Origin of the sequence: Streptomyces sp. NPDC051172 (assembly GCF_040682555.1) — a bacterium.
Taxonomy (GTDB): Bacteria; Actinomycetota; Actinomycetes; order Streptomycetales; family Streptomycetaceae; genus Streptomyces.
In genome coordinates this window covers 1-10,823 of record NZ_JBFBBE010000199.1, presented here as the reverse complement: position 1 = coordinate 10,823, position 10,823 = coordinate 1, and the positions used below count along the sequence as shown (strand labels likewise).

At 69.4% G+C, this 10,823-nt stretch carries 10 protein-coding genes and 2 pseudogenes; 6 read left to right on the top strand and 6 right to left on the bottom strand.

All coding sequences use genetic code 11. From position 1 onward, the window contains the following. Nucleotides 1-62 precede the first annotated feature (62 nt). Nucleotides 63-242 carry a DUF6104 family protein gene (locus AB0N07_RS48145; RefSeq protein ID WP_319295185.1) on the top strand — a complete coding sequence of 60 codons (180 nt, stop codon included), beginning with the start codon at nucleotides 63-65 and terminating at the stop codon, nucleotides 240-242. 231 nt (nucleotides 243-473) lie between these two features. Here AB0N07_RS48145 and AB0N07_RS48140 read toward each other — a convergent pair. Further along, nucleotides 474-1,282: pseudogene (locus AB0N07_RS48140) on the bottom strand (hypothetical protein). A 147-nt stretch (nucleotides 1,283-1,429) separates the two neighbouring features. Between AB0N07_RS48140 and AB0N07_RS48135 the strand changes: the two are divergent. Together AB0N07_RS48135 and AB0N07_RS48130 are read left to right on the top strand one after the other, a co-directional pair. Then, complete coding sequence (locus AB0N07_RS48135) at nucleotides 1,430-2,446, top strand: DUF4097 family beta strand repeat-containing protein (protein WP_365846890.1); 1,017 nt, start codon at nucleotides 1,430-1,432, stop codon at nucleotides 2,444-2,446. A gap of 1 nt (nucleotide 2,447) precedes the next feature. Continuing rightward, nucleotides 2,448-3,506 carry a PadR family transcriptional regulator gene (locus tag AB0N07_RS48130; protein ID WP_365846888.1) on the top strand — a complete coding sequence of 353 codons (1,059 nt, stop codon included), beginning with the start codon at nucleotides 2,448-2,450 and terminating at the stop codon, nucleotides 3,504-3,506. Nucleotides 3,507-3,545: 39 nt separating this feature from the next. Here AB0N07_RS48130 and AB0N07_RS48125 read toward each other — a convergent pair whose 3' ends face one another. The 5 genes and pseudogenes from AB0N07_RS48125 to AB0N07_RS48105 form a co-directional block, all read right to left on the bottom strand. Then, a complete protein-coding gene (locus AB0N07_RS48125) occupies nucleotides 3,546-4,151 on the bottom strand; it encodes a hypothetical protein (RefSeq protein ID WP_365846886.1) in 606 nt (201 codons plus the stop codon). Nucleotides 4,152-4,260: 109 nt separating this feature from the next. Then, a pseudogene (locus AB0N07_RS48120) lies at nucleotides 4,261-4,829 on the bottom strand (Clp protease N-terminal domain-containing protein). Next, nucleotides 4,829-5,038 (bottom strand): HTH domain-containing protein, encoded by a 210-nt coding sequence (locus tag AB0N07_RS48115; RefSeq protein ID WP_016437953.1) that lies wholly within the window; start codon nucleotides 5,036-5,038, stop codon nucleotides 4,829-4,831. Before AB0N07_RS48115 ends, AB0N07_RS48120 begins: the two are co-directional and overlap by 1 nt. Nucleotides 5,039-5,141: 103 nt before the next feature. Further along, complete coding sequence (locus tag AB0N07_RS48110) at nucleotides 5,142-6,107, bottom strand: zinc-binding dehydrogenase (protein WP_365846883.1); 966 nt, start codon at nucleotides 6,105-6,107, stop codon at nucleotides 5,142-5,144. Between the two features lie 152 nt (nucleotides 6,108-6,259). After that, complete coding sequence (locus AB0N07_RS48105; protein ID WP_365846881.1) at nucleotides 6,260-7,483, bottom strand: NADP-dependent malic enzyme; 1,224 nt, start codon at nucleotides 7,481-7,483, stop codon at nucleotides 6,260-6,262. A 583-nt stretch (nucleotides 7,484-8,066) separates the two neighbouring features. On the opposite strand from AB0N07_RS48105, the gene AB0N07_RS48100 reads away from it, so the two are divergent. The 3 genes from AB0N07_RS48100 to AB0N07_RS48090 are packed head-to-tail and all read left to right on the top strand — an operon-like array spanning nucleotide 8,067 to nucleotide 10,795. Beyond that, nucleotides 8,067-9,020: an ABC transporter substrate-binding protein gene (locus tag AB0N07_RS48100; protein WP_365846879.1), complete on the top strand. Its 954-nt coding sequence runs from the start codon at nucleotides 8,067-8,069 to the stop codon at nucleotides 9,018-9,020. 33 nt (nucleotides 9,021-9,053) lie between these two features. After that, complete coding sequence (locus tag AB0N07_RS48095) at nucleotides 9,054-9,992, top strand: amino acid ABC transporter permease (RefSeq protein ID WP_365846877.1); 939 nt, start codon at nucleotides 9,054-9,056, stop codon at nucleotides 9,990-9,992. A 50-nt stretch (nucleotides 9,993-10,042) separates the two neighbouring features. Further along, nucleotides 10,043-10,795 (top strand): amino acid ABC transporter ATP-binding protein, encoded by a 753-nt coding sequence (locus AB0N07_RS48090; RefSeq protein ID WP_365846892.1) that lies wholly within the window; start codon nucleotides 10,043-10,045, stop codon nucleotides 10,793-10,795. The last annotated feature ends 28 nt before the right edge of the window (nucleotides 10,796-10,823 follow it).

Genomic DNA, 10,823 nt, shown 5'->3' with positions numbered 1-10,823 from the left:
CTGGGCCGCACCCCCGCTCGGGGGTGCGGCCCAGCCGTTTCGGCGCACTTATCCTTGACCCCATGTACTTCACCGACCGAGGCATCGAAGAGCTGGAGAAGCGGCGCGGCGAGGAAGAGGTCACCTTCGGGTGGCTTGCGGAGCAGCTGCGTACGTTCGTCGACCTCAACCCGGACTTCGAGGTACCGGTGGAGCGGCTGGCGACGTGGCTGGCACGGCTGGACGACGAGGACGACGAGTAGAGGCCGGGCAGTCCGGCCGGCGGGGTGCCCGCGTGGCGCCCCTCTTTCGTGCCCCTCGGTCCCAGGGCATGCGTGCGCCTCGCTCCCAGACATGCGTGCGTCGCATCGGTCCCAAGGCATTCGTATCCCTGAGTCCCAACGCTCTCGCAGCCCTCGGTCCCAGGGCTGCACGGCCCGCAGTGCCAAGGCTTTCGCGGCCCGCAGTCCGCAGTCCCAGGGCGTGCGTCGCGCTCAGTCCCACGGCCACAGCAGTTCGTACGCCAGCGCCAGCCCCCCGTGCGCCAGCAGCAGCGCCCCCGCCGCGGTCCAGCCGCCGCTGCGGCGTCGGAGGCCCCAGGCCGTGAGCGGGAGCCCGGCGACCACCTGGGCCAGGGCCAGGGCGCGCGCCCGGGGCGTCCCCGACCACGGCAGCCACGGGCCCGCACGGCTGCTGTCGGCGGCGTCGAGTTCCGCCCGTACCGCCTCGCGCCGGCCCGGCCACTCCGCCGGGCGGGCGTCCGGCAGGGCGTGCGCGGCCTCGCGGAGGCGGTCGGCGGGTTCGCCCGGGGCGATGCCCTCGGGGAGCGCGACTCCCGCGCGTGTGAGGACGGCGATCAGGGCGCGCAGGCGGGCGCGGGCGTCGGTCCCGGGGGCGGGTTTCGTGAGGTGGTCCAGGTCCTGCACGTCGAGCACCGGGTCCAGGCCCAGGCGGTCGGCGAACGTGCGCATCGCCTCGTCCTCGCCGGCCGGGGTGCCGTTCGCGAGCCAGACGTAGCCGACGGGGCGGCGGAAGCCCGAGACGAGGGTGAAGCCGGCGCGGTCGGCGTCCCACCACAGGGCGAGTACGGGTCCGGGGCCGCCGACGGCGAGAGCGGTGGCCCAGCCGGTCAGGACGCGGTCGACGGGCTCGCCGCCGTGCAGCCAGGGCCGACCCTCGGGAAGGAGCACGCTCCAGGCGTCGCCTGCCGGGGCGAGCAGCATGCGGTCCCGCAGCAGGTGGGCGGCGGGGCGGCGGACTCGGGCTGCGCGCGGCACAGGAGCAGGGCACCGACGTTCGACATGCTCACACGCTAGGGCGATTCGACCGCTTTGGTCATCTCGGTGGCCACGGAGATCATCAGAACGAGTGTCTTGACTTTCGACGACCGCGATATATCGTGAATTACAGGAGACGCGATATGGCGCGTTGTGACGGGGAGGTCTGCACCATGTCCGAGTGGTCTGTCGGTGAGCCGCGGAAGCTCACCTTCGACAAGCCCGTCCGCGAACTCCACGTACGCATCGTCAACGGAACGGTGAACGTGGTGGGCACGGACGAAGGTTCCGCCCGACTGGAGGTCTCCGAGATCGAGGGACCACCCCTGCTGGTGAGCCAGCAGGGCGGCACGCTCACCGTCGCGTACGACGACCTGCCGTGGAAAGGCTTCCTCAAGTGGCTGGACCGCAAGGGATGGCGGCGCAGCGCCGTCGTCTCCCTCGCCGTCCCTGCCGACACCCGCGTGGAGGTGGGCGTGGTCGGGGCCGCGGCGGTGGTCTCCGGGATCGACGGGCGTACGGAGGTGAAGGGGGTCACCGGCGACACCACCCTGGTGGGGCTGACAGGCCCGGTGCGCGCCGACACCGTCTCGGGGAACCTGGAGGCGCAGGCCCTCCGGGGCGACCTCCGTTTCAACTCCGTCTCCGGGGACCTGACCGTGGTCGAGGCAGGCTCATCGGTCAAGGCGGACTCGGTGAGCGGCTCAATGATCGTCGACCTCGATCCGGCGAGCCGCCCGACGAACATCGTCCTGGCGAACGTCTCCGGTGAGATCGCCATCCGGCTGCCCCACCCGGCGGATGCGGAGGTGGAGGCGAACACGGCGAGCGGGACGGTGTCCAACGCCTTCGAGGACCTGCGGGTCAGCGGCCAGTGGGGCGCCAAGAGGATCACCGGCCGGCTCGGCTCGGGCAGCGGAAGCCTGAAGGCGACGACCGTCTCGGGCTCGATCGCCCTGCTGCGGCGGCCCCCCGCGGAGGACGAGCCGTGGGACGTGGCGCCGGAGGACATCGGCCCCCTGGTCGAGGACACGCCTGTGGCGGGTGCGGAGCAGGCCGCGGAGACCGCACCGGCGAGCACCCCGGCGGCAGGACAGCACAACGACTCGGGGGACAATTCCGTTTCCGGCCAGGACGACGTCTCGACCGACGACCCTGCCGACGGCACGACCGACAAGAAGGTGCTCTGACATGCCTCCCGTCTTCGCCCACGGCCGCCTCCGCCTCTACCTGCTGAAGCTCCTGGACGAGGCCCCACGCCACGGCTACGAGGTGATCCGCCTCCTCGAGGAGCGCTTCCAGGGGCTGTACGCACCGTCGGCGGGCACCGTCTACCCCCGCCTGGCCAAGCTGGAGGCCGAGGGCCTGGTCACCCACACCACCGAGGGCGGCCGCAAGGTGTACGCCATCACGGACGCCGGCCGCGCCGAACTGGCCGACCGCAGCGGCGAGCTGGCCGACCTGGAGCTGGAGATCCGCGAGTCGGTCGCGGAACTGGCCGCCGAGATCCGCGCCGATGTGCGCGGCGCGGCGGGCGATCTGCGGCGCGAGATGCGGGCCGCGGCCACGGAGGCCCGGCACGGCACCGGCGGCAAGGGCCGCGGCGAAGGGGACGGCCCCCTCGGTGACTTCGGGGAGTACGGCGACAAGGAGTCCTGGCGTGCCGCGAAGGAGGAGATGCGGCGCGTCAAGCAGGAGTGGAAGGAGCAGGCCCGGCGCGCCAAGGACGAGAGCCGCAGGGCCCGCGAGGAGGCCCAGCGTGCCCGGCGCCAGGCCAAGGAGGCGCAGGAGCAGGCCCGGGCCCAGGCCCAGGAGGAGCTGCAGCGCATCGCCAAGCGGGTGCAGGAGCAGGTGCAGGACCACTTCGCGCGGGGCGACTGGCCGACGGGTGTGCGGGAGGGCCTGACCGAACTGGCCAAGGAGTTCGGGGACTTCGGGAAGGACTTCGGCAGGGAGTTCGGAAAGGACCTCGGGTTCGGACGGGGCGGCACCGGCACCTCGGCGTCGCGGCCCGAGTACTCGCACACCAAGGAGGACTTCCCGGCGGAGTACGAACCGTCGTGGGCGCACGAGGCCACCACCGGAGACCCTTCCCGCGACCTCGACCGCCTGCTGGACCGCTTCCGCGACGACATCCGTGACGCGGCCCGGGACCACGGCGTCACGGACGAACAGCTCCGCGACGCACGCCGCCATCTGTCGACGGCGGCGGCACACATCGGAGCGATACTGCGCGCACCGAAGGTGTAACAGCCGGCGGGCCGCTTGCCGCGGAGGCGAAGGCAGTCGTCAGGTGCACTGCCAGAGGAAGCGGCCCTCCTTGCCGTCCGGCGAGAGGAAGGCATAACCGACGCCTGCGTCGCCGAAGTTGACGTCGAAAGGCAGCTTCCCGGAGTCGAGCTGGACCACCAGTTGCCATCCGTCGCCGGGCGTCTCGTCGCCCTGGAGCCAGTGCGGTTCGACACCGGGCCCGCCGAGGAACTGCCAGGGCCGACGGTCCTCTTCCTCGTTGGAATGCTCACCGGAGCCCTCACCGGAGTCGACGTGTCGCGGCAGATGGTCCCGCCCTGCGCTCGGCCCCTCCGCCCGACGCTCGACGGTCACGAAGTCCGGAACGCGGCCGCCGGGTTGGATCACCAGGGCGTTCTCCCCGCCCTCCGGCTCCCAGGTGCCGTCGACGTACTCCCTCTCGTCCCCGGTCATGAACAGAAAGGCGAGCCGGCCGCCTTCCAGGGCGAACTGGCCCAGGAATTCCATCGGCCGGCCCGTCTCGCGCGACAGCGGCCACTGCGGCTCCTCCAGCCACACGGGCTGCCCGCCCACCTTGGTCACCGCCTCACGCACAGCCCCCTCCGCAGGGACGAACACGAGCGGCACGGGCTCGGACACGGTCATGAGAGCTCCTTCGAAGGGCCAGGCCAACCTCGGCAGGCCCCACCCTAGGACCCACCACGGACACCCCCGGCCCAGCACGCCCGCCTTCCGGCCCGTCACGTGCGCCCGGTCATCCGGCCTTCGCCTCACCGCCCCCGCTGAACAGCACCCGTATCAGCGACTCGTACGTCACCCCGCGGTCGGCGAGGATCTCGGCGGGGATGCCGGGACGCGCGGTCAGCGCCAGAAGGATGTGCTCGTCACCGATGTGCCGGTCGCCGTGGGCGACGGCGGTGCGCAGTGACGTCTCCAGGATCTGCTTGGCACCCCGGCCGAAACTGCGGCGCCCCGACCACCAGCCCTTGTCCCTGCGGTCGCCGGACATCGCGCCGACACCGTGCACCGCCTCGACGCGGGCGACGATCTCCGACACGTCGATCCCCAGCCCGGCGAGAGCGTCGGCCTCGGAACGGGACAGCCCGGCCCGCCGACGGGCCTCGGCCACCGCCTTCCGTATCGACTCCTTGCGTTCGCCGGTGATCCCGAGAGAGGTGAGCGCGAACGAGGCGCGGCTGCCCTCGCGGTCGAGCAGCGCGAGCAGTATGTGCTCGGCCTCGACGGACGGCCCCCTGCCCGTTCCGCGTGCTCGACCGCCTCCTGCACCACCCCACGGGCGTCCTTTGTGAACCGCTCGAACATCAATGCCTCCCGTACTTCTTGTGCACGGCCTGCCTGCTGACTCCGAGTTCCGCGGCGATCTCCTGCCACGACCAGCCCTGATTGCGCGCACTGCGCACCTGCACCGCCTCCAGCTGCTCCAGCAGCCTGCGCAGCGCGGCGACGGCACGCAGTCCGACCCGTGGATCGCGGTCGCCCGCGCGCTCGGCGAGATCCGTTGCTTCGGTCATGATGTCAACTTACGTTGACACGCTCGCGTCGTCAACCCTAGTTGACAAACGCCGACGGCCGGCCCGAAGCCGGGCCGGCCGTCACACGTGCGGATACGGGACGTCAGTCGTTGGTGAGCACGATCTTCCCGAACTGCTCGCCGGAAGCCATCCGTTCGAAGCCCTCCCGCGCCCGGTCCATCGGCAGCGTCTCGTCGATGACAGGACGTACGCCGGTGGCGGCGCAGAAGGAGAGCAGGTCCTCCAGCTCGTCCTTGGTGCCCATCGTGGAGCCGACGACCTTGAGTTCGAGGAAGAAGATGCGGGTCAGCTCGGCGTGCGAGGGCCGGTCACCGCTCGTCGCACCCGAGATGACCAGCGTGCCGCCCGGCTTCAGCGACTTCACCGAGTGCGACCAGGTGGCGGCGCCGACGGTCTCGATGACGGCGTCGACGCGCTGCGGCAGCCGCGCCCCCGACTCCAGCGCCTCGACGGCACCCAGTTCCACGGCCCGCTTCCGCTTGGCCTCGTCCCGGCTGGTGGCGAAGACCCGCAGCCCCGCCGCCTTCCCGAGCACGATCGCGGCCGTCGCGACCCCACCGCCGGCGCCCTGCACGAGCACCGAATCGCCGGGACGTACGCCCGCGTTGGTGAAGAGCATGCGGTACGCCGTCAGCCAGGCCGTCGGCAGACAGGCGGCCTCGGCGAAGGAGAGCTCCTTGGGCTTGGGCAGGATGTTCCAGGTCGGCACGGCGACCTGCTCGGCGAACGTGCCCTGGTAGTGCTCGGTGAGGATGGAACGGGGCTCCCTGGGGCCGACGCCGTGACCGCTCTGTCCGATCACGGAGTGCAGGACGACCTCGTTGCCGTCCTCGTCGACACCGGCGGCGTCGCAGCCGAGGATCATCGGCAGTTTGTCCTCGGACAGGCCCACGCCCCTCAGGGACCAGAGGTCGTGGTGGTTGAGGGAGGCGGCCTTGACGTCGACGACACTCCAGCCGGGCCTGGCCTCGGGAGCGGGCCGGTCCCCCAACTCAAGGCCGTTCAGTGGCTGGTCACGGTCGATTCGGGCGGCATAGACGGCGAACATGACCTTGACGATAGGCGGCAGACCGGGCCGAAGGAACCGCACGGCTCTGTGACACATGCCCTCTTGCAGGGAACCCTGTGCGGTCCATGCCTGGTGCCGGTCAGCACAATGGCCCCGCCCGAACGGGCGGGGCCATCAAAGCCGACGGAACGTCAGCGCCGAGCAACGCCTTCGGCGCGAGCCGCAGCCGCCACAGCCGCCGTGACAGCCGGAGCAACCCGCTCGTCGAAGGGCGACGGAATCACGTAGTCCGCAGCGAGGTCGTCCCCGACGACAGCCGCCAGCGCCTCAGCCGCCGCGATCTTCATGCCCTCGGTGATCCGGGACGCCCGCACCTGCAGTGCGCCCGCGAAGATGCCCGGGAACGCCAGCACGTTGTTGATCTGGTTCGGGAAGTCGGACCGCCCGGTCGCCACCACGGCCGCGTACTTGTGCGCGACGTCGGGGTGCACCTCGGGGTTCGGGTTGGCCATGGCGAACACGAACGCGCCCTCGGCCATCGAGGCGACGGCCTCCTCCGCGACCGTACCGCCGGAGACACCGATGAAGACGTCCGCGCCTTCGAGCGCCGCCTCCAGCGGCCCGGTGATACCGGCCTTGTTGGTGAAGGAGGCGAGTTCCTGCTTGACGGACGTCAGGTCTTCCCGGTCGGCCGACACGACACCCTTGCGGTCGGCCACCGCCACATCCCCGATACCGGCCTCGACCAGCATCTTGGCGATGGCGACGCCGGCCGCACCGGCACCGGAGATGACGGCCCGCAGATCCCCGATGGCCCGCCCGCTCAGCCGCGCGGCGTTGCGCAGGGCCGCCAGCGTCACGACCGCCGTACCGTGCTGGTCGTCGTGGAAGACCGGGATGTCCAGCCGCTCCTGCAGCTTCCGCTCGATCTCGAAGCACCGCGGCGCCGAGATGTCCTCCAGGTTGACACCGCCGAAGGACGGCGCGAGCCGCACCACGGTCTCGACGATCTCGTCGACACCGGTGCAGTCGAGCGCGATCGGCACGGCGTCGACGCCGCCGAACTGCTTGAACAGAATCGCCTTGCCTTCCATCACCGGAAGGGAGGCCTCGGGGCCGATGTCCCCGAGTCCGAGCACGGCCGTGCCGTCGGTGACCACGGCCACGACGGACGACTTCCACGTGTAGTCGTGGACGAGTTCCGGCTGCTCGGCGATGGCGCTGCACACCTTCGCAACACCGGGCGTGTACGCCAGGGACAGGTCGTCCTTGTCACGGACCGGCACGGTGGCCTGCACGGCCATCTTGCCGCCGCGGTGCAGCGCGAACGCCGGATCGAAGGAATCGAGGGGCTCGGCCCCGCCGTCCTGATCCGTACTGCTGTCGCTGCGAGGATTGACGATCTCCGCTGCCACTTTGTTTTACCCCTTAAGTCTTCATTGATTGAGGGTGGGCCACTTCTGGTGAGAAGTGGGCGGGACCGCGCATGCCCGATCTATTGATGCGTACGGGTCATACGCGACGGGCGCGCCGCACACGCGCCCCGAGCCCCGGATGAGGGGTGTAAAGAACCTTCTTACCGGACGCACCGGGCCAAGGACGAGTCCAATAAGGGCAAGGTCACATCGCGGAACCCGAAGGTCACATCTCGGCCACAAGGTTCGTCCCGAAATATAGGGACACGCCCTCGACACGCTCTCGACGCCCCCTCGACCGGCGGCCGAACAGTGATCAACGCCTCGGAGTGCAGGTCCGCACCCCGAGACGGGCCGAAGAACTTCCGGCCGGAACGCCGGATTCCCGCAGATGGTCCGGTCATGTTGTACCGACCTGGTGCGGTTCGGGGGTCACCCGTTATCCGATTTTGACATGACGGTTCCCCTGAACGGCTTAGTCCGAATGGCAAGATGCCGTAAACCCAGGAGGTCGCGACACCCCGAAGGTGTGCGTGCTCGTCGACCACTCGGCAACTCCACCCATCCGCCGGAGGAACCCAAAATGACCGCAGGCTCCACCCGTCGTACGACCGCCGCACACACCCGTCTGGCAGCGGTTGGTGCGATCGCGGTCGCAGGCGCCCTGATCCTCACCGGTTGCGGTGACCAGACGAAGAACAAGGGCAGCAACAGCGCCTCGACGAGCACGGCGCCGCTGGCCGGCAAGCTCCCCCAGGCCATCAAGGACAAGGGCGTCGTCAAGGTTGGGTCGGACATCGCGTACGCGCCCGTCGAGTTCAAGGACAACTCGGGCAAGGTCGTCGGCATCGACCCGGACCTCGCCGCGGCGATGGGCAAGCAGCTCGGCGTGACCTTCCAGTTCGACAACGGCACCTTCGACGCCCTGCTCACCGGTCTGCGCTCGAACCGCTACGACATCGCCATGTCCGCAATGACCGACAACAAGAACCGCCAGCAGGGCGTCGACCCCGCCACGGGCAAGAAGGTGGGCGAAGGCGTCGACTTCGTCGACTACCTGACCGCCGGTGTCTCGATCTACACGCGCAAGGGCGACACCAAGGGCATCACCTCGTGGTCGGACCTGTGCGGCAAGAAGCTCGCCGTGGAGCGCGGCACCGTCTCCGAGGACCTGGCCAAGTCCGAGGCGAAGAAGTGCCCGAGCGGCAAGAAGATCACCATCGAGGCGTTCGACGACGACCAGCAGTCCCAGACCCGTCTGCGCTCCGGCGGCGCGGACGCGGCCTCCTCCGACTTCCCGGTCGCCGCGTACGCGGTCAAGACCTCGGGCGGCGGCAAGGACTTCCAGATCGTCGGCGGTCAGGTCGAGGCGGCTCCGTACGGCATCGCCGTCTCCAAGGAGAGCACTCAACTGCGGGACGCGCTGCAGGCCGCGATGAACGCGATCATCAAGAGCGGCGAGTACCAGAAGATCCTCACCAAGTGGGGCGCTCAGGACGGTGCCGTCAAGGAGTCCGTGATCAACGGCGGCAAGTGACCGCGTCCGAGCGGGCACTGAGAGGCAACACCCGTGACTTCTGACATCGACAAGCCGGCGGGGCCGACAACCACGCCCCCGGCCGGACCGGAGGCCATCAAGGCCGTCCCGGTACGGCACTACGGGCGGTATGTGTCCGCCGTCATCGCGATCGGAATCCTCGTCGCGATCATCTACGCCTTCGGCCAGGGCAAGATCAACTGGCATGCGGTTCCCGACTACTTCTTCGACGACCGCATCATGCAGGGCGTCTACAAGACGCTCCTGCTGACGGTGCTGTCGATGCTGATCGGCATCGTCGGCGGCATCATCCTTGCGGTGATGCGCCTGTCGAAGAATCCGGTGACCTCGTCCATCTCGTGGTTCTACATCTGGTTCTTCCGTGGCACCCCGGTCCTGGTCCAGCTGTTCCTCTGGTTCAACCTGGGCCTGGTCTTCGAGTACATCGACCTCGGGCCGATCTACAAGAACTACTGGTCCGACTTCATGACGCCGCTGCTGACGGCGCTGCTCGGCCTCGGCCTCAACGAGGCCGCCTACATGGCGGAGATCTGCCGCGCAGGTCTGCTCGCCGTCGACGAGGGCCAGACCGAGGCCGCTCACGCCCTGGGCATGAGCCACGGCAAGACGCTGCGACGCATCGTCATCCCCCAGGCCATGCGCGTGATCGTGCCGCCGACGGGCAACGAAGTGATCAACATGCTGAAGACGACCTCGCTCGTGGCGGCCGTCCAGTATCCGGAACTCTTCCGCTACGCCCAGGACATCGGTCAGAACTCCGGTGCGCCGGTGGAGATGTACTTCCTCGCCGCGGCCTGGTATTTGATCATGACGTCGATCCTCAGCGTCGGCCAGTACTACGTCGAGCGGTACTACGCCCGCGGGTCCAGCCGGCAGCTGCCACCCACGCCGTGGCAGCGGGTCAAGGTGAACGTGCTGTCCATCGGTCGTCCGAAGGGAGGCGCGGCGTGACCGCGAAGACTGAGAAGAACGACGCCGTTCCGCGCGACCCGTCCATCCCGATGGTCAGGGCCGAAGCAGTCCACAAGAGTTTCGGCCCGGTCGAGGTCCTCAAGGGCATCGACCTGGAGGTGAAGTCCGGTGAGGTCTTCTGCCTCATCGGTCCCTCCGGCTCCGGCAAGTCGACCTTCCTGCGCTGCATCAACCACCTGGAGAAGATCAACGCCGGGCGGCTGTACGTCGACGGCGACCTGGTCGGATACCGCCAGAAGGGCGACAAGCTGTATGAGCTCAAGGACAGCGAGGTCGCGCTCAAGCGCCAGGACATCGGCATGGTCTTCCAGCGGTTCAACCTCTTCCCGCACATGACCGCGCTGGAGAACGTCACCGAGGCGCCGATCCAGGTCAGGGGCACGAACAAGGCCCAGGCCAGGGAGCGCGCCCAGCAGTTGCTGGACCGGGTCGGCCTCGCCGACAAGGCAGGCAGCTACCCCTCGCAGCTCTCCGGCGGCCAGCAGCAGCGCGTGGCCATCGCCCGCGCGCTCGCCATGGACCCGAAGTTGATGCTCTTCGACGAGCCGACGTCGGCCCTCGACCCGGAGCTGGTCGGCGACGTCCTGGACGTGATGCGCGACCTGGCCGAGTCCGGTATGACGATGGTCGTCGTCACCCATGAGATGGGCTTCGCCCGCGAGGTCGGCGACAGCCTGGTCTTCATGGACGGCGGCGTGGTGGTCGAGTCGGGCAACCCTCGCGACGTGCTGACCAACCCGCAGCACGAGCGGACGCAGGCGTTCCTGTCCAAGGTTCTCTGAGGACGACCCGGAACGGCGGATGGCGCCC